At 33.9% G+C, this 24,528-nt stretch carries 22 protein-coding genes and 1 other annotated feature (1 of these 23 cut by a window edge); of the genes, 9 read left to right on the forward strand and 13 right to left on the reverse strand.

What is annotated here, in order from left to right; all coding sequences use genetic code 11:
- Positions 1-281, forward strand: a binding site (T-box leader) (it extends 96 nt beyond the left edge of the window).
- Between the two features lie 61 nt (positions 282-342).
- The 6 genes from ISP08_RS12650 to ISP08_RS12675 all read left to right on the forward strand — a co-directional run bounded on the left by ISP08_RS12650 (position 343) and on the right by ISP08_RS12675 (position 7,879).
- Complete coding sequence (locus ISP08_RS12650; protein WP_195719357.1) at positions 343-1,446, forward strand: PLP-dependent transferase; 1,104 nt, start codon at positions 343-345, stop codon at positions 1,444-1,446.
- Complete coding sequence (gene metC / locus ISP08_RS12655; protein ID WP_195718878.1) at positions 1,443-2,621, forward strand: cystathionine beta-lyase MetC; 1,179 nt, start codon at positions 1,443-1,445, stop codon at positions 2,619-2,621. The genes ISP08_RS12650 and metC overlap by 4 nt, the downstream gene beginning before the upstream one ends.
- A complete protein-coding gene (locus ISP08_RS12660; RefSeq protein ID WP_195718879.1) occupies positions 2,572-4,416 on the forward strand; it encodes a bifunctional homocysteine S-methyltransferase/methylenetetrahydrofolate reductase in 1,845 nt (614 codons plus the stop codon). Before metC ends, ISP08_RS12660 begins: the two co-directional genes overlap by 50 nt.
- Positions 4,410-6,653, forward strand: coding sequence for a 5-methyltetrahydropteroyltriglutamate--homocysteine S-methyltransferase (metE, locus tag ISP08_RS12665; RefSeq protein ID WP_195719358.1), 2,244 nt, complete (start codon positions 4,410-4,412; stop codon positions 6,651-6,653). Before ISP08_RS12660 ends, metE begins: the two co-directional genes overlap by 7 nt.
- 26 nt (positions 6,654-6,679) lie before the next feature.
- A complete protein-coding gene (locus tag ISP08_RS12670) occupies positions 6,680-7,423 on the forward strand; it encodes a cyclase family protein (protein ID WP_195718880.1) in 744 nt (247 codons plus the stop codon).
- Between the two features lie 201 nt (positions 7,424-7,624).
- Positions 7,625-7,879 (forward strand): TM2 domain-containing protein, encoded by a 255-nt coding sequence (locus ISP08_RS12675; protein ID WP_048794355.1) that lies wholly within the window; start codon positions 7,625-7,627, stop codon positions 7,877-7,879.
- Positions 7,880-7,972: 93 nt separating this feature from the next.
- Here the strand turns inward: ISP08_RS12675 and ISP08_RS12680 are convergent, their stop codons facing one another.
- Together ISP08_RS12680 and ISP08_RS12685 are read right to left on the reverse strand one after the other, a co-directional pair.
- Positions 7,973-9,427, reverse strand: a complete 1,455-nt coding sequence (locus tag ISP08_RS12680) for a carbon starvation CstA family protein (RefSeq protein WP_048794356.1) — start codon at positions 9,425-9,427, stop codon at positions 7,973-7,975.
- Between the two features lie 222 nt (positions 9,428-9,649).
- Positions 9,650-10,837 (reverse strand): CynX/NimT family MFS transporter, encoded by a 1,188-nt coding sequence (locus tag ISP08_RS12685; RefSeq protein ID WP_195718881.1) that lies wholly within the window; start codon positions 10,835-10,837, stop codon positions 9,650-9,652.
- 78 nt (positions 10,838-10,915) lie between these two features.
- Here ISP08_RS12685 and ISP08_RS12690 point away from each other — a divergent pair, with 78 nt between their 5' ends.
- The gene (locus ISP08_RS12690; protein WP_195718882.1) at positions 10,916-11,461 is read left to right on the forward strand and encodes a helix-turn-helix domain-containing protein; all 546 of its coding nucleotides are present in this window, start codon (positions 10,916-10,918) and stop codon (positions 11,459-11,461) included.
- A gap of 126 nt (positions 11,462-11,587) precedes the next feature.
- On the opposite strand, the gene ISP08_RS12695 is transcribed toward ISP08_RS12690, so the two are convergent.
- A complete protein-coding gene (locus ISP08_RS12695; protein WP_195718883.1) occupies positions 11,588-12,445 on the reverse strand; it encodes an ABC transporter substrate-binding protein in 858 nt (285 codons plus the stop codon).
- A 194-nt stretch (positions 12,446-12,639) separates the two neighbouring features.
- Here ISP08_RS12695 and ISP08_RS12700 point away from each other — a divergent pair, with 194 nt between their 5' ends.
- Positions 12,640-13,584: a CorA family divalent cation transporter gene (locus ISP08_RS12700; protein WP_195718884.1), complete on the forward strand. Its 945-nt coding sequence runs from the start codon at positions 12,640-12,642 to the stop codon at positions 13,582-13,584.
- Positions 13,585-13,626: 42 nt separating this feature from the next.
- On the opposite strand, the gene ISP08_RS12705 is transcribed toward ISP08_RS12700, so the two are convergent.
- The 6 genes from ISP08_RS12705 to ISP08_RS12730 all read right to left on the reverse strand — a co-directional run bounded on the left by ISP08_RS12705 (position 13,627) and on the right by ISP08_RS12730 (position 20,052).
- Positions 13,627-13,842 (reverse strand): YrhK family protein, encoded by a 216-nt coding sequence (locus ISP08_RS12705; RefSeq protein WP_195718885.1) that lies wholly within the window; start codon positions 13,840-13,842, stop codon positions 13,627-13,629.
- Between the two features lie 176 nt (positions 13,843-14,018).
- Entirely contained in the window at positions 14,019-15,263 is a 1,245-nt protein-coding gene (locus ISP08_RS12710; RefSeq protein ID WP_195718886.1) for an aminoacyltransferase, read from the reverse strand.
- A gap of 274 nt (positions 15,264-15,537) precedes the next feature.
- Entirely contained in the window at positions 15,538-16,383 is an 846-nt protein-coding gene (locus tag ISP08_RS12715) for a ketose-bisphosphate aldolase (protein ID WP_195718887.1), read from the reverse strand.
- 29 nt (positions 16,384-16,412) lie between these two features.
- On the reverse strand, positions 16,413-17,774 hold the full coding sequence (locus tag ISP08_RS12720; protein ID WP_195718888.1) for a gluconate:H+ symporter: 1,362 nt from the start codon (positions 17,772-17,774) through the stop codon (positions 16,413-16,415).
- Positions 17,775-17,800: 26 nt separating this feature from the next.
- Entirely contained in the window at positions 17,801-19,168 is a 1,368-nt protein-coding gene (locus tag ISP08_RS12725) for a four-carbon acid sugar kinase family protein (protein ID WP_195718889.1), read from the reverse strand.
- An 8-nt stretch (positions 19,169-19,176) separates the two neighbouring features.
- Positions 19,177-20,052 (reverse strand): NAD(P)-binding domain-containing protein, encoded by an 876-nt coding sequence (locus ISP08_RS12730; RefSeq protein WP_195718890.1) that lies wholly within the window; start codon positions 20,050-20,052, stop codon positions 19,177-19,179.
- Between the two features lie 114 nt (positions 20,053-20,166).
- Between ISP08_RS12730 and ISP08_RS12735 the strand changes: the two genes are divergently transcribed.
- The gene (locus ISP08_RS12735; RefSeq protein ID WP_195718891.1) at positions 20,167-20,781 is read left to right on the forward strand and encodes a GntR family transcriptional regulator; all 615 of its coding nucleotides are present in this window, start codon (positions 20,167-20,169) and stop codon (positions 20,779-20,781) included.
- A gap of 81 nt (positions 20,782-20,862) precedes the next feature.
- On the opposite strand, the gene ISP08_RS12740 is transcribed toward ISP08_RS12735, so the two are convergent.
- The 4 genes from ISP08_RS12740 to ISP08_RS12755 form a co-directional block, all read right to left on the reverse strand.
- Complete coding sequence (locus ISP08_RS12740) at positions 20,863-22,032, reverse strand: ArgE/DapE family deacylase (protein WP_195718892.1); 1,170 nt, start codon at positions 22,030-22,032, stop codon at positions 20,863-20,865.
- A gap of 230 nt (positions 22,033-22,262) precedes the next feature.
- Positions 22,263-22,946, reverse strand: a complete 684-nt coding sequence (gene alsE, locus ISP08_RS12745; protein WP_195718893.1) for a D-allulose 6-phosphate 3-epimerase — start codon at positions 22,944-22,946, stop codon at positions 22,263-22,265.
- Between the two features lie 11 nt (positions 22,947-22,957).
- Positions 22,958-24,058 (reverse strand): PTS fructose transporter subunit IIC, encoded by a 1,101-nt coding sequence (locus tag ISP08_RS12750; RefSeq protein WP_195718894.1) that lies wholly within the window; start codon positions 24,056-24,058, stop codon positions 22,958-22,960.
- Positions 24,059-24,073: 15 nt separating this feature from the next.
- Positions 24,074-24,520 (reverse strand): PTS sugar transporter subunit IIA, encoded by a 447-nt coding sequence (locus tag ISP08_RS12755; RefSeq protein WP_195718895.1) that lies wholly within the window; start codon positions 24,518-24,520, stop codon positions 24,074-24,076.
- Positions 24,521-24,528 lie beyond the last annotated feature (8 nt).

Raw genomic sequence — 24,528 nt, forward strand, 5'->3', positions numbered from 1 at the left:
TTTGAGTGTTGATGCCAATATGAGGTGTCACCGGGCGCGCCCGTTATAGCGCTACAGTATTAACATTTGTTAAATGCCGTACTGGAATCATTCGCTACGTCGTCAATTTCGTTAATACTCATTTTATACATTATAAGGTGAGCTTTTTTTATACGATTTTTACTTCTCGAACACATTCCAATTCACAATTTCTATTTAACAAATAGCGTACTGGATAAGGTTATTTTAGCAATAAAATAACAAATTAAGGTGGTACCACGAAGCAAGCTTTCGTCCTTTACATCCGATTTATTCGGGTTTAAAGGACGGAAGCTTTTTTATTTTACAAGGAGGTTATCGATGATGAAAAATACAGAACTTGCTCAAATCGCATTGACGGAAGATCATACTGGTGCGTTAGCTAACCCTATCTATTTAGCAACGGCTTATCAACACCCACACTTAGGACAATCAACAGGTTATGATTACACACGTACTAAAAATCCAACACGTACAGCCTTCGAAGAATCATTTGCCAAATTAGAGAGAGGGCTTGCATCATTTGCTACATCAAGTGGCATGGCAGCAATTCAACTCGTTTGTAATATTTTCAAACCAGGCGATGAGATTTTAGTTTCATTTGATTTATACGGTGGCACGTTTAGATTATTTGATTTTTATGAACAACAATATGGCATTCGCTTTAAATACGTTGATTTTCTAAATTATGAAGAAGTAGCTCAAAATATTAACGACAATACACGCGCCCTATTTATTGAGCCAATATCTAACCCACTAATGATTGAAGTTGATGTTGAACCTTATTACGTATTAAGTAAGAAACATGATTTGTTAACAATAATCGATAATACTTTCTTAACACCTTATTTAACGACACCGTTAGCAGATGGAGCTGACATTGTTTTACATTCAGGAACTAAATATATTGGCGGTCATAATGATGTACTTGGTGGCGTGGTAACTGTCAAAGACGAAACCCTCGCTGAAGAATTAGCCGCTTTGCATAACATGACTGGCGCAACGTTATCACCCATCGATAGTTATTTATTACAACGTGGCTTAAAGACGTTGCATTTACGTATAGATCGTTCCGAACACAATGCTAAATTACTTGCCGAACGATGTAGTGACTTAGATGCAATAGACGAAGTTTTATACAGTGGCCGTACCGGTATGTTGAGTTTAAGGCTTAACAAAGCGTTTAGCGTTGAAAAACTTTTAGAAAATATTAAAGTTTGTATCTTTGCCGAAAGTTTAGGCGGTACTGAAACATTAATAACATTCCCATATACACAGACACATGTTGATATGCCAGACGAAGAAAAAGATAAACGTGGTATTGATGCACATTTAATTAGATTATCAATAGGCGTTGAAGACTATGAGGATATTGAAGCTGACCTTATACAAGCGTTAGACAAAGCGAAAGTAGGAGTGATTTCATGAGTTTATCCAAAGATACTGAAGTGATTTTCGATTCACATAGAGGACACGATTACGATTCAGCAAATCCACCGTTATATGATTCTTCAACATTCCACCAAAAAGTATTAGGTGGTGGCGCAGAATACGACTATGCAAGAAGTGGTAATCCTAACCGTGAATTATTAGAAGAAAAATTAGCCAAACTTGAAGGTGGCAGTTATGCATTTGCCTATGCTTCAGGCATCGCAGCTATTTCAGCAGTGTTACTCACGCTTAAAGCTGACGATCATGTCATTTTACCTGACGATGTTTACGGTGGTACTTTCCGCTTAACAGAGCAAATATTAACACGATTTAATATTCGATTTACAACTGTAGACACAACGGATATATCACAAATCGAACAAGCAATCGAAGATAACACCAAATTAGTATATATAGAAACACCATCTAACCCTTTATTTAAAATCACAGATGTTCGTGCCGCTGCCAAAGTTGCACATGATCACGATTTACTTTTAGCAGTTGATAATACGTTTATGACTCCATTGGGTCAATCTCCACTAGAACTTGGCGCAGACGTAGTTGTGCATAGCGCTACAAAATTTTTAGGCGGTCATAGCGATATTATTGCAGGCGCTGCAATTACTAATGATAAAACATTGGCAGATGCACTCTATTTATTACAAAACGGTACAGGTACTGCCCTTTCCGCACAAGATAGTTGGACGTTAGCAAAACATTTAAAAACATTACCAGTAAGATTTAAGCAATCTGTAGATAACGCACAAAAACTTGAAGCATTTTTACAACAACGTGATGAAATTGCTGAAGTTTATTACCCAGGAAATAACAAATTACATTTATCTCAATCTCAACATGGTGGCGCAGTTTTAGGCTTTCGCTTAAAAGATGAAACGAAGGCTCAAGCTTTCGTTGACGCCTTATCATTACCTTTAGTATCAGTAAGTCTCGGTGGTGTAGAAACTATCCTGTCACACCCAGCAACAATGTCACACGCCGCGGTGCCTAAAGAAGTTCGAGATGAACGTAACATCACTTTTGGTCTCTTTAGATTAAGTGTTGGTTTAGAAGATCCTGATGAACTGATTGCTGACTTGAATTATGCATTGAAGGAGGCTTTTAATGACTCAACAACTATTGGACAAACTGAAGAACAACATACTAGTCGCTGATGGTGCTATGGGCACGATTCTCTACTCTGAAGGGTTAGATACATGTCCAGAAGCTTACAATTTAAGTCATCCAGAACGAGTAGAACGTATACATCGTACTTATATTGAAGCCGGTGCAGACGTGATACAAACAAATACTTACGGCGCAAACTTCGAAAAATTAAAAGCCTTTGGTTTAGAACATAAAGTTAAAGACATTCACCAAGCGGCAGTGAAAATCGCTAAAAAAGCCGCTTCAAAAGATACATTTATCTTAGGTACTGTCGGCGGTTTTCGTGGCGTTAGACAAGAAGAATTAAGTCTATCTGCGATACTGTATCACACAGAAATTCAAGTAGATACTTTAATAGAAGAAGGCGTCGACGGTTTACTTTTCGAAACATATTACGATTTAGAAGAATTAACGAATATTATACAAGCGACACGTAACAAATATGATATTCCAATTATCGCCCAATTAACGGCGTCTAATACTAACTATTTACGTGACGGTTCGAAAATTAATGATGCTTTACAACAAGTTATCGACAGCGGCGCAGATGTCGTCGGGCTAAATTGTCATCATGGTCCGCATCATATGCAGCAAACTTTTTCACATATTGAATTACCAGAACACGCATATCTTTCATGTTATCCAAATGCTAGCTTGCTTGATTTAAATAACAGCGAGTTCAAATATAGCGACAATGCAGAATACTTTGGGAAAGTTGCCCAAAAATTAATAAACGAAGGTGTACGACTCATTGGTGGTTGTTGTGGCACGACACCAGAACATATTCATTATATTAAATCTTCTATTAAAGATTTAACACCGATACACAACAAAAAAGTCGTACCTATTACAAAACAAAATGCTGCAGCAAAATCCACGACTTCAAAAGAAAATTTAACGACTAAAGTTAAACGTGGCGCTACAATCATTGTCGAGTTAGATACACCAAAACATTTAGACACCGAAAAGTTTTTTGACAATATCCAAAAACTAGATGATGCAGAAATAGATGCGGTCACACTTGCCGATAATTCATTAGCGACCGTGCGTATTAGTAATGTTGCTGCGGCAAGCATTATTAAACAAAACTACAATATCGAGCCGCTCGTACATATCACATGTCGAGACCGTAATTTAATCGGCTTACAATCACACCTTCTAGGATTATCACTACTAGGCGTAAATGAAATTTTAACGATTACCGGTGATCCTTCAAAAGTAGGTAATCTACCAGGCGCCATGAACGTATTCGATGTAAATTCTAAAGGTTTAACAGAAATTGCTAAACGATTTAACCAAGGTATGAACACTGATGGTGATGCGCTGAAGAAAAAAACAAACTTCAACATCGCAGGAGCATTTGATCCAAACGTAAGAAAGCTAGATGGTGCAATCAGACGTTTGGAAAAGAAAATAGACAGCGGTATGGATTATTTCATTACACAGCCAGTTTATAGTAAAGATAAAATCAAAACTGTTTATGAAGCAACTAAACATTTAGACGTCCCATTCTTTATTGGCATTATGCCAATTACTAGTTATAACAATGCATTATTTTTACACAACGAAGTACCTGGTATTAAGCTTTCAGAAGATATACTTACACGCTTCGAAGCAGTTAAAGATGATAGAGATAAAACAAGAGAGTTAAGCATTGAAATATGTAAAGAGCTTATCGATACCGTTCATGAATATTTTAACGGCTTATATCTCATCACACCTTTCCAACGTGCAGACTTATCTCTGGAACTTGCAGCATACTCTAAATCGATCACTTCAAATTCACAGGAGGCAATATTATGACAATTAAAACATCAAATTTAGGTTTCCCAAGATTAGGTAGAAAGAGAGAATGGAAAAAAACAATCGAAAGCTACTGGTCAAACAAAATCAATGCTGACGAATTAAACCAACAACTTACTGATTTGCACAAAGAGAATTTATTACTACAAAAAAATTATAACTTAGACAGTATTCCAGTCGGTGACTTTTCTCTTTACGACCATATTCTTGATACATCATTATTATTCAATATCATTCCAGAACGATTCCAAGGTCGTGAAGTAAACAACGACTTATTATTTGATATCGCAAGAGGTAACAAAGAACACGTTGCCAGTGCATTAATCAAATGGTTTAACACAAACTATCACTACATCGTTCCAGAATGGGATCATGCAGAACCAAAATTAAATCACAATGTTTTATTAGAACGCTTTAACTATGCGCAGTCATTAAACGTTAATGCTCATCCTGTGATTGTTGGACCGATTACTTTCGTTCAACTTTCTAAAGGTGGTAATCAAACTTTTGAAGAAAAAGTAGAAACGTTATTACCATTATATAAAGAAGTTTTACAATCCCTTGCAGACGCTGGTGCTGAATATATTCAAATCGACGAACCTGTGTTAGTCACTGATACAAGCGAAGACTTTGAAGATATTACACGCCATGCTTATGACTACTTTGCACAAGCTGGATTAGGCGAAAAACTTGTAATCCAAACATACTTTGAACGTGTTAACTTAAAATTCTTAAACAGCTTACCTGTAAAAGGATTAGGGTTAGACTTTGTGCACGATAACGGCTACAATTTATCACAAATTGAAGCAGGCGACCTAGCTAAAGATAAAGTATTATATGCTGGTATTATTGATGGACGTAACGTTTGGGCAGCTGATATAGAAGCGAAACAATCATTAATCGAAAAACTTCAAAACTACACAACTGAATTAGTTATCCAACCATCATCATCATTATTACACGTACCAGTTTCACTAGATGATGAAACGTTAGACGAATCTATTGCAGAAGGTTTGAGCTTTGCAACAGAAAAATTAGATGAATTAGACGCGTTAAGACGTTTATTTAATGACAATGACTTTGCTAAATTTGATGAGCTAAAAGCGCGTTATGAACGTTTCCAAAATCAATCATTCAAAAATCTTGAATATGACTTTGATAGTGTCCGTTCTTCTCGTAAATCACCATTTGCTGAACGTCGTAAGGAACAAGATGCACAATTAAATTTACCTGATTTACCAACGACTACAATCGGTTCTTTCCCTCAATCACAAGAAGTACGTAAACAACGTGCTGCATGGAAAAATAACCGCATTACAGACGCTGAATATAATGATTTCTTAGAAAGCGAAATCGCACGTTGGATTAAAATTCAAGAAGACATTGGCTTAGATGTACTTGTTCATGGGGAATTCGAACGTAACGATATGGTTGAATTCTTCGGCGAAAAATTACAAGGTTTCTTAGTGACTAAGTTCGGTTGGGTTCAATCATATGGTTCTCGTGCCGTTAAGCCACCAATCATTTACGGAGACGTTAAATGGAACGAACCTTTAACAGTAAAAGAAACATTGTATGCACAAGGCTTAACAGACAAACCTGTTAAAGGTATGTTAACAGGCCCTGTTACAATCTTGAACTGGTCATTCGAACGTGTAGACTTACCTCGTGAAGAAGTTCAAAACCAAATCGCTTTAGCCATTAACGAAGAAGTTTTAGCTTTAGAAGACGCTGGCATCAAAATTATTCAAGTAGACGAACCAGCATTACGAGAAGGTTTACCTTTACGTTCTGAATACCATGCTGATTACTTAAATAAAGCAGTGCATTCATTCAAACTTGCAACATCTTCAGTGGCAGATGCAACACAAATTCATACGCATATGTGTTATTCTCAATTTGGACAAATCATCCATGCTATTTATGATTTAGATGCTGATGTTATTTCAATCGAAACATCACGTAGTCATGGTGATTTAATTCAAGACTTTGAAGACATTACGTATGATTTAGGTATCGGACTTGGTGTATACGATATCCATAGTCCACGTATCCCTACTGAAGAAGAAATTACGACAGCAATTGACCGTGCTTTACAACAAATTGATCGTTCATTATTCTGGGTTAACCCAGATTGCGGTTTAAAAACGCGTAAAGAAGACGAAGTACGTGAAGCATTGACTGTATTAGTTAACTCGGTAGATAAATTACGTAAAACAAAGTCAACTACTGTTTAAATAATAAGATGTAGGTGATATTATCCATGAGTTATCCATTATGGAACCAACTTGAACAACTAAAAAGTGCAGAATGGGTCGATCTTACGCACACGTTTGACGACGCCATTCCATGCTTTAGTGAAGACGAGCGTGCAAGCGTAAAACCATTAGCAACTGTAAAAGAGGATGGTTATTATGTTCAACGTTGGAATCTCGTTACACAATACGGTACACACCTTGACGCACCGAATCATTTTGTTAATCATGCCCGCAGTCTAAATGACTTTGATTTAACAGAATTTGCGTTACCATTGATAGTCTTAGACTATTCATCAGAAGTCGCACATGATGCAGACTTTATAGTTACTAAAGAACATTTAATTCAATGGGAACGCATTAACGGTAAAATCGACCCACATACATTTGTCGCGTTAAGAACGGATTGGTCTAAACGCTGGCCCGATACAACGAAATTTGAAAATAAAGATACGCATGGCCAACCTCATACCCCAGGTTGGAGCCGAGATGCGTTACAGTTTCTAATCGAAGAACGCCAAGTAAAAGCAATCGGTCACGAAACGTTCGATACAGATGCAGCTATCGATGCAACACGTAACGAAGATTTCGTCAGCCAACGTTATGTCCTTGAGCAAGACATATTTCAAATTGAATTGCTTACTCATTTAGATCAATTGCCAGCACGTGGTGCTATTATTTTTACAATCTGCCCAAAAGCAGATGATGCGCCCGGCTTTCCGGTACGTGCGTTTGCTATCAAGCCAAAATAGCATTCAAAAAAGTAAGATGTACGCTAGCCATTATGTACATCAGCAATAAACTTGGCATTAAGCATTTGAGCCCCTGCTTAATGCCAATCTCTCCTTTTCAGTTATGATATATAACAAGTAGGTCGCCGCCTACTTGTTTTTTTATTTTGGTTTAAGTTAAGATGACTATAACGCTTTAAATAGATAAAAGGAGTGACTGCAATGCCATCAAACGACTACGCACCACAGCAACGTAATATCGTTATCGCTTATGTCTTATGGTTCTTTTTAGGCCAACTTGGCGTACACCGTTTCTATTGTGGCAAAACTGCTTCAGGTATTTTCCAAGTGATTCTAGCAGTTTTTGCATGGGCGACAGTAGCAATTTTTATTGGCTATTTCTTCCTATTTATATTAGGGATTTGGCTCTTTATAGACATTTTCTTAATTCCTAGTATGTGCAAGCATCCAAATTAATAACATATAAGTTAATGTTTAACGTGAAACATTATACGAATAATAAAAAGAGACACCTTTGTTAAGGTGTCTCTTTTGCTATTCAATATAGTCTTAAGTAAGTTGTTGTTTTCCAGTAATTGGATAATCGAGTTCGAATGATTTAGCTGAAACCATCTTTTTATATTGATAACCGAAATAAGCGATCCAGAGTAACGTTAATACAAATCCTATATAATAGCTAAGCGTTAAGTCTAAACCTAAACCGATCTTCTGGCTTAATATATAGACAAAAATATTCCATGTCATAAAGACTGCCGGTATCGCAGCGACCCAGAAGTTCTTTTTAGCGATTAACAGATACATCGCACCTACCCATAAGGCTACAACGGCTGTCGTTTGGTTGGCCCAAGAGAAATAACGCCATAGTACCGTGAAATCAACTTGAGTTAAACCGAAGCTAATAACAAATAATGGTGCTGCTACGATAACTCTTTTCATCATGCTACGTTGTTCAACGTTTAAATAGTCGGCAATAATCATACGTGCACTTCTAAATGACGTATCGCCACTCGTAATCGGTAAAATGATTACACCTATAACTGCAATCGTACCAATGACTGAACCGAGTAATAAATTAGAAGCCTTACTTACAACTAATGCAGCCTCACCACGATTTAAAATATCTTGTAAACCACTATAACCGTGGAATAAACTCATTCCAGCTGCTGCCCAAATCATGGCTATAATACCTTCAGCAATCATCATGCCGTAGAAAATAAAACGTGCATTTTTCTCTTTATTCGTAGTTCTAGAAATAATAGGTGTTTGTGTCGCATGGAACCCAGATAATGCACCACATGTAATCGTAAAGAATAATAATGGGAATATCGGTGCGCCAGCAGGATGCATATTTTTAAAGCTTAGTTCAGGAATTGGCGCTCCAGTTTGAATTAATCTAAAACCAATACCTACCGCACTGATTAATAAAAGTGCACCGAAAATTGGATAAATGCGTCCAATGATTTTGTCTATTGGTAATATCGTAGATAGAATATAGTAGACAAAAATTACGAAAATAATTATACCTAATGCAATACGGCCATCCATTAAATTATATAGTAATAAGGCTGGACTTGTAACAAAGACCGTTCCAGTAAGTAATAATAATAAGATAGAAAAAATATTAACGAAATGCTTCATCACTTTACCTAAAAACTTCCCTGCTAATTCAGGTAAATGTGCCCCTTTGTTACGAATTGAAATCATCCCAGTTAAATAATCATGAACTGCACCAGCAAAAATACAACCGACAACAATCCATATAAAAGCAACCGGGCCATATAATGCACCCATGATTGGTCCAAAAATAGGTCCCACACCGGCGATATTTAACAACTGTATTAACGAGTTAGACGATGTCTTCATCGGCAAATAATCTATGTTATCACGTTGATCGTATGCAGGCGTTGGTCGATCCTTTTTAGGGCCAAACATCTTATCAATATATTTACCGTATGTGAAATAACCAACAACAAGTAAGATAATTGATACAATAAAAGTAATCATATAACAAATCCCCCCAGAATGTCATGATAATGTAAGCGTTTTCTTAATTTAATCATAACTTTTTATTTATCACAACATGCTCGGCATATTTTATATAAAAAAACTGTATTTTTATTATCTTTAGCGTCGTGATTACGTAGTGATGATGTATAAAAATTTCATCTAATAACAAAAAAGCTTATCTCACAAATAGTGAAATAAGCTGCTTAAAATCGTCATATATTATTTTACGTTTAACGTCTGTTCTATCGTTTTATTTTTACCTGCGCCAGCACCAATTATCGTAATAGCAAGTGCAGTAATTAATAATATACTTAGCGACAATATCCAACTACCTGAAATATCGTGTAAGATACCGAAGAACAATGGCCCTATTGCCGCAAACAAATAGCCGACCGATTGAGACATGCCGGATAGCTTAGCAGCAGTTGTACCTTGTTCTGCTCTTAAACTGAAAAATGTATTCACAAGACCGAAGGCTAACCCACTAGCAACTCCAATTAGGATCGCCGATAATAATGCCCAAGTTGGTTCGAGCATCATAATTACAACACCAATGACAAATAATGCACCTGTACCTAATGTCAACGCGTATTGAGATTGCATTTTAGTAGCAATAATCGGTGTAATAAATGTTAATGGTATAATAGCAATTTGTAATATTGATAAATATAATCCCGCTTTATCTAATGCGAACCCTTGGCTATTTAAATATTCTGGTAACCAGTTAATTAATGAATAGAAAATTAGCGATTGTCCGCCCATAACGAGCGTAATTTGCCAAGATAATGGGGATTTCCATACATTTACATCTGTTGTAGCAACCTGAGATGTTTCTTCTGGTTTATTTTTTAATTGAAATGCCCAAACAATTAGTGCTATTAATGTAACTATGCTAATTAAGCCTATAGCTATATTATAGTGAAAATGCTTTACAAGCGGTGCAGTCGCATAAGTCGACGCACTCCCAAATACATTCATAACAACCGTATAGTAACCCGTCATAATACCTATACGTAGTGGGAATTTAGCTTTAATAAAGGCTGGTGCCAAGACGTTACCAAATGCGATACCAATGCCTAGTAATACTGTACCAATATATAACCAAGAAACATGCGTAATTGATCTTACAACGACGCCGATAAAGATAAGAATCAACGCGATGAATATCGTTTTCTCTAAACCTAAATGACGACTCGTTTTAGCCGCAAACAATGAAACGATAGAGAATGCTAACAACGGTACAATCGTAATAAAGCTGACTGCCGTATTAGATAACATCAATTCGTCTTTTATATGAGGTAATGCTATACCTATTGAAGTAATAGGCGCTCTTAAATTAGCTGCAACAAGTAAAATACCTATAAATAACAACCAATTAATTTTAGTGTGAGTTGTGTCTTGTTTCATAAAATATCCTCCTAGTAGTTCAAAAACAACACACTAAATGGTACAATATGTTCGATATAAAGTAAAGGAATGATTTTTATGAGTAATATACAAAACGTTATCGCATGTAATTTAATGTCTTACCGCAAGAAAAACCAACTCAGTCTAGATAAAATGTCTAAGCTAACAAATGTAAGTAAAAACATGTTGAGTCAAATTGAAAGAGGAGAATCTAACCCTACCATTACGACATTGTGGAAAATTGCTAATGGCCTTCATTTATCACTTTCTGAACTAACAACTCAACAGCAAGATAATGTTAACTTTATCGATAGTACGGATATCTTACCGATTGAGGATGACAATGTCGTAGTTTATCCCTATTTCCCATACGATAAATCTAGACAGTTTGAAATGTTTAAAATGGAAATACAGCCCGGTTGCGAGAAGTCTTCGGAAGGTCACCATTTAAACTCTGAAGAATTTATTATCGTCAACAAAGGCGTTTTAACAATTAGCGTAAATGACGAAGTTTATAATATAGATGAAACACAGGCTTTACGTTTTAACAGTGATATCGCCCATACTTATCAAAATAATACCTCTGAATTAATTACCTTTACTGCAACAGTTTATTATCAATAACTAAATATCTAAATCATAAAAAGCACCTTCTCATTTGAGAAATGGGTGCTTAATTGCAAGGCACATATAAAAATGGTTGATTAGCACATGCTACAGCTAATCAACCACTTTATTATATATATGCAACTATTCTTTTAGGTTAGCTAAAGTTTCTATAATATCTTCAGAAGCGACTAGACCACGTAATTTAGCCCATTCATCTCTGTTTACAAAGTGAACTCTATTATTTTTCACAGCATCAATGTCATCCCATTGATTACTATTTTGAAGTTTATTTAAGTCATCGTCATCACTATCTTCAACCATAACAATTAATCTTTCTGGATTAACTTCAGCTAATTGTTCATATGACATTTCTAAATAATCTGCTTCTCTATATGCAGGTAATTTATCTGCAACTTTCTTATCAAGTGCATTTTCAAAACCTAATTTGCCTAAAAATTCACCTACATAAGTTTTTGCTGAATGCGCAGTTACACCTTGTTCGGAAACTACAGCAGCTAATGTTGCTTTATTTTTATCAATAGAAATTTGATTATTATAGTTATTTACTAAGTCTTGATGGCTGTCTAAACGTTCTTTCGCTTCTTTAGATTTAGAAACAGCTGTACCAATACGTTGGAATACTTCTAGCGTTTCTTGATAACCTGCGTCAAAACTGCTAAATAAAATCGTAGGCGCAATTTGACTTAATTCATCATATATATCTTTATGACGATCAGCATCTCCGATAATTACTTGTGGAGCTGCAGAACGAATTGATTCAAAGTCTGGATCGATACGTGTACCAACTGAAACATAGTCACCAACTTCTTCTTTGATTGGTGATATTAAGTTCGTACTGTCATTATCATCAGCAATACCTTTAACGTCTATATCTAAAGCAACTAATGCGTCAACGAATGAAAATTCTAGCGCAACCGCTGAATTAATATTTTCTGGTAGTTCAGTAGTTCCTGCATCATGCTTAAATTCAAAAGTCATTGTATTACCTCCTTTGATTGCTTACAATATTATTATTCCACGATGTGTGTAAATCAAACATAGGTGATAATCATAAAACGTTGTTAAATATTGCCTCCGCATCGGTTAATTTATTTTTATAAATTTATGATTAACTCTAATAAAATTCAGGTAATTAAATATTAATATTCTTTTTACTATTGGAGGTCCAAACCATGCGTTTTATATACGAAAATGACCATCAACAAGTTATAGTCACCGAGACGAAGGCTAGCTTACCTAATGATGGACGCTTTATTTGGTATGACAGTAGTCATCCATCAGATGAAGATAAAGGGTTTCTTGAACAGCATTTTAGTTTAGATAAACATAAAATTGAAGAATCTATTTATACAATTTCACGACCTCAAATTGATGTCGATGAGCATCAACAAAATAAATATTTTGTATTACACACCATTACAAACACTGACTTTTCAGCCAACCCTTTGAGCATTACAGCATTTCAAAATTCGATGGTAACCGTACATGAAAATAACATTCCAGTACTTGATCAAGTCATTGAGCAATTACAAAGTGGTAAACTCAAATTTGATAATGAAAGCATTACTTTAGCAATTCTAGATAATATAACCAACAGTTATTTTAAATACGTAAATGATGTGGAAGATACTGTATTTTCTTTCGAATATAAAAACGTTAATGCTACAGGCAACAATAAATTAATGGATGACGTGTTTGATATACGGTCAGAAATTATTAAACTAAAACGCGTTCTATTACCTATGCAACAAATGATAGATGATGTAACAGAGGGTAATGTGCTTGCTTCAAGCCCTAAAAATCGCAGACTTATCAAACACATCCAAAACAGACTAAAAAGACAAAATGATACGCTAGCAGCCAGTGAAAGCATCACTGAAGAAATTAAAGATAATAACGAATCGTATCGTTCAAACAAAATTAATAACGTTATGAACGTACTTACGATGATTTCGTCTATTTTCTTCCCACTTTCCTTATTAACTGGTTGGTATGGTATGAACTTTTCATTTATGCCAGAACTGCAGTGGAAGTATAGCTATTTCGTCTTTATCGCAATAATGGCCATCATAACAATTTGGTTAATCTTATTGTTTAAAAAGAAAAAATGGTTTTAAACAAACGCCCCAACTCATAATAATTGGGGCGTTTTTACACTTTTATTTATTAAGCTTTTGCTGTTTTTGATGATAGCGTGCAAGATGTAAATCGTGGAAAAAGGCGATAAGCGGTCTGATAGTCATTTGAATACTACCAATAACGAATAGTACAGTGCCTGAAAAGACCGTGCTATCACTAAAGAATAGAAAACTACCAATTAAAAACACCAAGCCTAGTACTACATCATTCAGTTGGTATAGTGCTTTATAATACATCGTAATGGGACTGTCATGGCCATTTTTTTTGAAAATTTAAGTCGACATGTTTATTAGACTTATTCATGCATATTCCTCCTAAAAATTAATTCCTTTACTTTAGTCATTCCCATACTCAAATATTAAAAAACTGGTAACTTTAGAATATTGAATATTCAACTTTGACATTGCAGTCGCTATTTATTGATAAACTGATAAATTTTATAAAATAATGGATGAATCGGTTTAATAAAATCTCCGATATACTCTTCCACATGCGCATTGAATCCTTTTTTAAATTGTTGAACACCATAATCGTCCGCTTCTTCGCTAAAATCTCCCGTTATACCGTAAAAATTATAGCGTGGAATATGATTGGCGATCGTAAATTTAATCATGTCCCACTGTAAACCATAAGCACCATTAAATTGGTAAAATTTAGGATCTGAACCACTGGATAAATAATAAACCTCATCTTTATTATAAATATATAGCGCAGCAGCTAAATCTAAAATTTCTCCTTCTTCACGCATTAATTGTTGCGCCTCTGTAATTTTTTTATTATTACTATTCACTTGTTGCTTTAATTGTTCAAACTTATTTTTACTTTTCTTAGAGTTAGGACTATCCACTAATTTATATTCTATATCTTTAAGTTCAGCGTTCAGTTGCTCACTTTTTTGGGATAACTGTTGTAAGTATTTATTTAAATCTACATAGGCCAACTTCAACATTGAATGCTCAGGATACATTTTTTGCGTTTCTTTAAAAAATTCATGTGGATCTTCTTTAAATTTAAAATTATGGCGTGTTTCTGCTTTTTTATATAACTTATAAAATCGTTCAGTTTCTGAAATATCTAATGTCTTAGTTTCTACATTCATTTCTTGTGCTCTTTTAATATTACGTCTTGTTTGATAGTCCATCTCTTTCAACACTTCTTGTTCGCTTTTACCCTCAACGTTTAGTACCGAAAGCCATCTTATTTGGCTTTTTTGAGAATATCCTACTGAGTAGCCTTGATGTTTGTAGCCAAGTTTATTTAATTGTGTGATTAATTCGGTATTATCAAATGAACGTAATATATCACCGTCTGCATTTCTTACTGTTTCTAATACATAAGGATCTACTAAAACGAATAACGTTCTATGTTTTTTTAAATATTTATTTAAACCTTTAAAAAAACAGTCCACTATATCTTTATTTTTATAATCAAGCACTGGCCCTTTATGTGAATAAAAATATTTAAAAATTTTCATCGTTCTAGCTTCAGATAATAAACATGCAGCAACAACATTATCGTTGTCTTTTACTCCTACTATATGGACATCATTTTTATGTTGTTTTCTATAATTATATTGTTCGCTTGATTGCGTGTAATGAACTGGAAGATGCGTAATAAATTCTGCGTATTCTTCTTCTGTTAATTTGGTGAAATGCATATAAAATCCTCCAATTTTTGATTGATTTTAATATTTTACACCTATTTTCTTAATATTGGTATAAATTCGAATTTATAATCACTTTAAATACTCAATAGATATTTATACAATTTATTTGTAATATAGCATATTTTTAACAATACATTATTTTACTTTGTCGAAATGATTGTACCCATTATCTAATTCCTATTACTTTGAAAATTAAAAAAGGTCTAAATACTTATTTAAAAGTATTTAGACCTCTTTATACATTCATAATATAACTTGAAAACTACTAAGCTTGATTTGTAGCATTACATTTAATTATAAGTGATTTAACCGCTTCTTCGATAGCATCTTTACTAGGACCGATAATCTTTTGGGGATCGTATAACTGTTTATCTTTCTCTAAAGTTTGTCTCAGTTGTTTAGCCCATGCAATTTTAACTTCGGTATTAAAGTTTATCTTTGCATGACCTAAATTAATTGTTCTCAATAATTCTTCGTCTGAGATACCAGAAGCACCATGTAAGACTAACGGAATGTCTAATTGGGACTCAATTTCTTCCATTTCTTTAAACCCTAGATTAGGTTCACCTTTGTATTCTCCATGTACTGAGCCTAAAGCAGGTGCCAAGCTATCTAGATTGGTTTGTGTCACTAATTGATAGCAATCGTCCAAACTAGCGTATTTTACATTACCACTAATGCCATCTTCTGTACCACCGACACCACCAACTTCTCCTTCAACTAAAACATCGCTTTGATGAGCATAATCTGCAACTTGTTTAGTGTAGGCAATATTTGATTCAATTGGCAATTTTGAACCATCATACATGATTGAATCATACCCAACGTCTATCGCGTGTCGGCAATTTTCTATCGAAGTGCTATGATCTAAATGTATAATAACAGGCACTGAAATATCCATAGCTTGCACCTTGTTTTTTATCGTTTTGAATATAAACTCATAACCGCCTAATGTGGGCACTAAATTATCAGAAGTAGCTATTATAATTGGTGCATGCATCGATTCTGCTGCTTTTAATACGGGTTCTATCCAAATAAGTTCATTAATATTTATTTGTGGGATAGCAAATTTTTCACGTTTTGCATGTTGCAAAATCTCTCTATTTTTCATACTTTAATCCTCACTTTATAGCGTTTATTTTAAATAATTACGTTTACAAGTAATATAAAGCCCAATCCTAAAACAGATAATATAGACTCAAGTAAAGTCCAAGTTAAAAACGTTTCTTTAATCGTTAGACCAAAATATTCTTTGAACATCCAAAATCCAGCATCATTTACGTGCGAACAGAAGATACTTCCAGCACCTATGGCTAATACCACAAGTGAAATATTTACATCAACAGATTGAATAAGTGGTAAAACAATACCCACAGATGATAATGCTGCTACTGTAGTAGAACCTAATGCTACTCGTAGAATAGCTGCAGCTAGCCAAGCTAATATTATCGGTGACATTTCTGTACCATGGAACATTTTAGAAATTGTATCGCCAACTCCTCCATCAATAAGTATCTGCTTGAATACACCGCCACCACCAATAATTAGTAGTAACATAGCAATTGGCGTAATCGCATCTGAAACCGTTTGCATAATTTGGTGCATTGAATGCTTTCTTCTAATCCCCATCGTGTACATTGCAAATAATACAGCGATAAGCATTGCAGTCGTTGATGATCCAATAAAGTAAATAAAACCTTCAAAGCCTGTCGCTTTACCATCTTCATGACCTGTAATTAATTGAACAACAGTTGCTAATAACATTAAAATGACTGGACTTAACGCAGTTAATAAACTAATACCAAAACTAGGTAATGTTTTATTCTCAATTTTTTGCGTATCTGCAATTGTTCCCTGATTACCTTCACGTGTGAACGCTACTGGAGCAATTTTGTATGCAAATTTCGGGAATATCACGCCTACAATAATTGCTAATGGAATCCCTATAATAAAGCCGTACATAAGTACGTGTCCGATGTTAGCATGAAGCGCTTGTGAAATTGCTACAGGCCCAGGGTGAGGTGGTAAAAAGCCATGTGTAATAGCTATGGAAGTAGCCATTGGTAGGCCGACTTTGAGATTTGATATTTTCATTCTTTTAGCTAGCGTAAATACTAATGGAATAAGTAACACAAATGCTACTTCTAAAAATAGCGATATACCAATAATAAACGAAGCAACAATCATTGCTAAGGTTACATACTTTTCACCGAATTTCTCTATCAATTTATCAGCAATTCTTGTTGCGCCTCCACCTTCAGATAATAACTTACCTAAAATGGAACCCAACCCAAAGATTATGGCAATACTACCTAACGTATCTCCCATACCTTTTTCTACTACTTCAACGATTTTATCTATTGGCATTCCTAAAATAATACCAGTAAACATTGAAGTAACAATTAAAGAAATAAATGTATTCATTTTAAGTAACATAATTAATACAAGTAACACCAATACCCCAATAACAACACTAATCAGTGGCCAAATTTCTCCAAACATTTCCATCCCTACTTTCTATAGATCTTTTAACTATTTAATTTGTATACTTCTGTCAACGTTTCAACGTCACCGACATTTCCCGGGAAAATCACATATGGCATTTTTGGATATTTTGCTTCAATACCTGTTAACCAAACGGGTACACCCTTAGTTACTTGTCCAATAACGTCCGCTTTATGAATATTTAGCCCTTTAGTAGCTACATCACTTGAAGTAATGCCGCCCTTAGCAATAATAAATTTAGGTTGTATTTTTAAACCTCTAATAATTTCAACTAAACTATTCGAGATATTCGTTGAAATACTTAAATTATTAGTTAAATCCTCTGTTTTTATAACGTCACGAGAAGTATAAATAACGATATCTTCCCCATTTTCAATAATTTGTTCTACTTGCGTGATTTGTTCAGCTATATATTCATTTAAGATAGGCTCTGTCACTTTTTTTACGTCGAACTCGATTTGTTTAATATTTGTATTATTTAATAAGTGGTGCAATTGATCAGACGTTTTCTTTACATGAGAACCAACTACGATAATGCCGCCATTATTATTTTGTTTATAATTTTTTAAGTTAATAATTTCTCCAGGTGTTTCGCACATTGCTTTGACAAATGAAGCAGCTGTTCTAAACATAAACTTCTTCTTATGATTAGCTAAGAACGCTGTTAAACATGCCACAAAGTAATCCATATCTTCGTCGTTTAAAGCGTCTACAACGACTGCATCGAAATTATTTATTAATTCGAAAGTCTTAAAAATTGCTGCCTCATCACGATTTCTAATTTGTTTTAGCGTAATATGATACACATCATTTGATTTAATAGCTCCATGACTTTTTTCTTCAATAAAATCTGCCATTGTTTCAGAGTTAAAACCAAATGTTGTGTCATTAGAAAATTCACTTTCTGCAACAGGCATATATGCATCATTTTCTTTTAAATAATGAATACCATCATAAGTGAAACGATTACCTTCAAAGAATTCTGGTAAATAGAACACTGCATCAAAGCCCGAAACAGACGCATCATTTAGCACCTTGGGTTCTAAATAAAAGTGTCCTCTTAAAGTTGAATCGCCTCTACTTATTATTAAGTATGGGTGATTTAATCGTTGCGCAACTTTTTCAATATTACTGCTTATTTCTTGATGTAAAGCAGTTGTTTCTTCTTCATTTAAAGCACGCGAATTAGTTAAAATATAAAACATATTATTCGGTTGCTTGAAACCATCTTCTAATAAGTTTTCAGTCCATTGTGTATATACCGGTAAATCCTTAACAGTTTGTGTACCAGTAGGATCATCATCTAGTACGATAATTTTATAATTGAAATCGTTTAAATTTTTATGAAACGCGTCATTTTTTTGTTCATTGATCAACTTATCATTTAACATATTTTCACCTACATATTATTTATATTTTCAAAATACTTAATAATCCCAGAATGGTCATTGAGGCCATTGCCTTGAGCCACTTCTGATTTGTATATTTCTTTAATTTGATTTGCAACTGGCAATGTTAAGCCGACGGTATCAGCAGTAGAAGTCACATTTTTTAAATCTTTTAAATTAATATTTAAAGTACCGCCAGGTTGATAATCTTCAGCAATCATTTTAGGAAACTTAGCATCCATCACAGTAGATCCTGCTAGACCACCTTTAATAGCTTGATACATTGCTTCTAAATCAATATTAAATTTTTTAGCTAATACGACTGCTTCTGATAATGCTGCAATATTAGTATTAACAATAATTTGGTTTGCTAACTTAACGACACTACCAGAACCAACTTCACCTACGCGTATAACTGATTGAGCTATTGGTTCACATACTTTTTTAATGTCTTCATAATCATTTTCATTACAACCCACCATGATTGATAACTCACCCGTAATTGCTAATGGCTCTCCTCCACTTACCGGTGCATCAATATATGAAACTGATTTTTCTTCTAAAACTTTACTAATTTCTAAAGATTCATTGGGTGTTAATGAACTTGTGTCTATCACACTTTTTATGTTGACTTGAGGTTGATTTAATATGGCATCTTGCCCACTATATAAAACTGACTTCACGATTGCACCGTTCGGCAATGATAAGAATAAATAGTCAACTTCTTGTGCCATCTCAGTAATTGATACTGATTGGGCACCTTCTTTAACCATTTCTTGTTCTGTATCTTTATTTACGTCATTTACTAACACTGTATTTTGTTCTTTTAGGAAATTTTTAACCATGGGTTTGCCCATAATTCCTAATCCTATAAATCCAATTTTCATAACATTACCTCCATTGAAAACGTTTACTTTTTGTTATTGTATACCTTTTCATAATAAATGTATACATTTTAAGTTAGAATTTTTTGTAGTAATATAAAAGAAAGAGGTGAAATTATGCATAGCAATAATGAATTGACGCTATATCAAAAAATTCGTAATGATATTATATCTGGGGAATTAAAACAATCTGAAAAAATTACAGAAGTTAAATTAGCTAAAAAATATAATGTTAGTCGAACGCCTATCAGAGAGGTTATTAAACAGTTAGAATTAGAATATTTTATAAAAGACTCTTACATTTTCATTCCAACTACCGAAGAATATAGAAATATATTTGAAATGCGTATTTTATTTGAAACTTATGCGCTAGAAAAGGCGGGTATTATTTTCACAGAATCTGATATAGCAGAATTAAGAAGTTATACCGAAATTGATATAAATAACGAAGATGAAGAACACATTTTAGAAATTAATGATAAGTTTCACCAAAAAATAATGAGTGCCACGAATAACCCATTCATTCAAGAATCCTATCAAAAGCTAAAAAGCTTTATTTATTTGTTTAGTAAAACCGTTATTTCTAAACGTCGTCCAGGTTTAATTGAGGAGCATGCTGAAATTGTTGAAGCATTAAATAACAGAAATATTAACGAAGCATTAGACCTACTAGAATCACACCTCAAAAAAGACTTAGAGTTTAGTCTTTACTATTTATCTTTTAAAAATTAAATACCTTACTTTCTTATTTTTAGATATAAAAAAGGTCTAAATACTTATTTAAAAGTATTTAGACCTCTTAACTTTTTAATATTAACTTTCTTGGTTAAGATAATCTGTAAGTAAATTCGTATATAAATCAATGAAAGTTAAATAGACGTCTTTATATACATATTCGTCTACTTGGTGTGCTTGTCCAGTTTCTCCCGGGCCATACATTACAAATGGAAAGGCATCATCTTTACCTTTCATTAAAAACGAAGCATCCGTCGTAGCTGTTGATGCTGTTAATTCTAAATCACGATTGAAGTAATCGTCGCCATATTGTTTACTCAATTTTAAAAATGAATTTTCTCCTGTAGTATGTACAGGCTCACGGTTAACATAGGGATTAATAGCAAGCGATGCATTAGACTCTTGTTCAACTTTATTTTTAATCTTTTCAAATAACTCGATAAAACGCTTATTATCAAATTCTGGAATAGTACGCATATTAAATAAAGAAGAAGCATACTCTGGTATTGAGTTTACTTGGTCACCACCCTGAATTACAGTCGAATTCATCGTTGGTGTACCTAGCAATTCACTAGATGTATCCACTTTACTATACTCAGCGTTTATATAATGAATAAAGTCAGTTAGTGGATTAATAGCATTATAGCCCAATTCTGGCATCGAGCTATGTGCAGATTTACCTTTAGATATTACCTCAATATCCATCGTACCTTTGTGGGTATATACAATACCATCTTGTGATGGTTCAGCAATAAGTAATGCATCTACATCATTCATGTAACCTTCATCGTATAATTTAGCTGCACCTGAACTTGTAATTTCTTCTCCAGCTGTAGCCATAAATCGTATAGTACCTTTTTTTAAAGTGCTTGACTGCTTAATTTCAATAAGACTCAATGCCAACGCTACAAGGCCTGACTTCATATCGGCAGAGCCTCTACCATGTAAACGACCTTGATCGTCTTCCGTTAATTTGAAGGGTTCATAGTTCCAATTACTTACGTCGCCAGTTGTAACGACATCCATATGACCAGAAACACCTAATACAGGCTTTCCTTCACCAATTTCCGCAACTAAATTGGCTCTCGTATCAGAGTCATCTAATTGAACAATATCAGCTTTAATGTCATAAGAAGAAAATAATTTTTGTAAATATTGTGCTACTTCAAGTTCATTATCATTTATCGATTGAATTTCTATAACATCTGACAATATTTTAATACGTTCTTTTTCTGATAACACGCCCATAAACTCACTCCTTAACAGTGAAAAGTTAATATTACACTATAATATCTACCACTTTTGCGTGCATTCATAACATGGGCTAAATCGAAGCTTAGCGCACGATTAGCTACTTAATTTAATGCCATACATTTAAATGACTTCGTAGGATGTCTAAAATATAGTAGAATCGCTTTAACTATTAAAACCCCCACTTCATGATTTAAGTGGGGGACTGTTGTATAAATTTAAATCTCTTAAATGTGTTGCTTTGTATCATTGAAATCTTGCAACATAGTGTTCCATGCTTTTTCAATATTTTCGTCTAACCCAAACAGACCGCTTCTTCCTAAAATATAAATATCTGGATTAGCTTTTTGAATTTTATAGAATGTATCTTTATTTGAAGAACCATCCATCTCTATTAAATAATTAAAATTATTCGTATATCTTAAATCGCGTAAATGTCTTATTTTATCTAATGTACTATCAATAAATTTTTCTCCTGCAAACCCTGGATCCACTGTCATAATAGTAATTTTATCCACCAAATCAATATAAGGAGTAATAACATCTATTTTGGTTTCAGGATTTAAAACCACACCAAACTTTAATCCTGCATCGTGTACTTTATTTATTAATCGATATGCGATGCCATTCATTACTTCTGCATGTATACAAATGTATTCACTTCCAATTTCGATTAATTGATCTACCCATTGAGTTGGATTAGTTACCATTAAATGTGTTGAAATAGGTACATCAGATATCTTTTTTACTTGTTCTATAAACCATGGTGATAATGTAATATTCGGTACATAATGACCATCCATAATATCAATGTGATAAGAATCTACGTGGTTATTCAAAAAAGTTATTTGTTCTTTAAATTTATCTAAATCCATCGTCATTAACGATGGAGAAAATTGTTTAGTAATCATATTTTGCCTCCTTATGAAATTTTTATATCATTTAAATCAATATCCTCTTCTTCTATTTCATCTTGAACGCCTTCAACTTCATTCACTGAACGTTTTAAAATAGTTAATGCGAGTGCAGTAACTATGATGTTGGCTAAAACTGCTAAAACAAAAGTAAATGGTTGTGACATTGTAGGTAATACTAGGAAGCCTCCAAAAGGCACCTGTGCATTACCTCCTAACACCATAGACACCGCGCCACCAACTGCACCACCAATTCCGGTAGCTACAACACTACGTATAATGTCATTTAATGCAATAGGTAACACACCCTCCACAATTTCAATTAAACCCATAGGGAATGCAGTTTTTAATGTTTCCACTTCTACTTGTTTATAAATATTCTTTTTAAATAGTTTTGCAACCCAGTGTGCTAATACAAAACCTAATGGTGTAGCAGTATTTACAACAATTAATGCAGTAATAGGTTCATTTATATGTTGAGCTTGAAGTGTTAATACAAATGCAAATACCGTTTTATTAATAGGGCCCCCAAAATCAATACTAGCTAAGACACCAATTAAAATCCCATAGAATAATTTAGAAGTACCATTTAGTGATTGTAAATATTCCGTTAACCAATGTGTAAAAGCCCCAATGGGTACACCTATTACGTATACCATAATTAGTCCTCCAATTAATGAGGCAATAAATGGTATAACCAACATTGGCATAAGACCTTTAGCCCAATTTGGCAATTTAATATATTGAATAATAAGTACTACCAAATAGCCTGTTAAAAAGCCACCGATGAGTCCACCTATAAAATCTGCTCCAACTGCAATTGATGTTAAACCTATTATTACCCCAGGTGCTATACCTGGTTTATCGGCAATCGAATATGAAATTCCTGTAGCAATGATTACTGGTAGTAATTGTAGTCCTTTCCCACCTATAACAGCTAATACATCCCAAAATGAGTAACCAGCTTTAGTTAAATCAGTAGAACTATCACCACCAAAAGCCATTCCAATAGCTATTAAAAATCCTGCGCCACAAACTACTGGGATAAGATACGAAATTGCAGTTAATAAATGTGATTTAAAATTTAAATTATTTAAAATTGATTTCATGAAAGCTCATCCCCTTTAAGATGTAAGTATCTTTATTATTTCTTCTTTTTTTTGAGCGCTTAGTAATGCTGTATTAATATCATCATTACCTAATTTACGAGCAATTTGTGATAACAATTTAAGATGATTTTTCGAATTTTCTGTACCAACTGCAATTAAAAATACAATTTGTGCCCCACTGTCATCTAACGACTCCCAATCAACTTTATTATTAAGTGTAATAATGGCTACTCCAGGCTTTTGGACACTCTCGCTTTTCCCATGAGGGATAGCTAACAAATTACCAATTCCGGTAACACCTTCCTTTTCACGCTCATAAACAGCTTCTAAAAATTCACTTGCATCACTTACATAACTCTCTTTTTCTAATAATTCAGATAATTCTTGTAGTACTTCTGCTTTATTTGTATAATCAGCTTTTGGAAAGATAATATTTTCATCTAGAATATTGGCAAGTTCCATAATTTCAC

The sequence above is a fragment of the Staphylococcus lloydii genome (assembly GCF_015775975.1).
Taxonomy (GTDB): Bacteria; Bacillota; Bacilli; order Staphylococcales; family Staphylococcaceae; genus Staphylococcus; species Staphylococcus lloydii.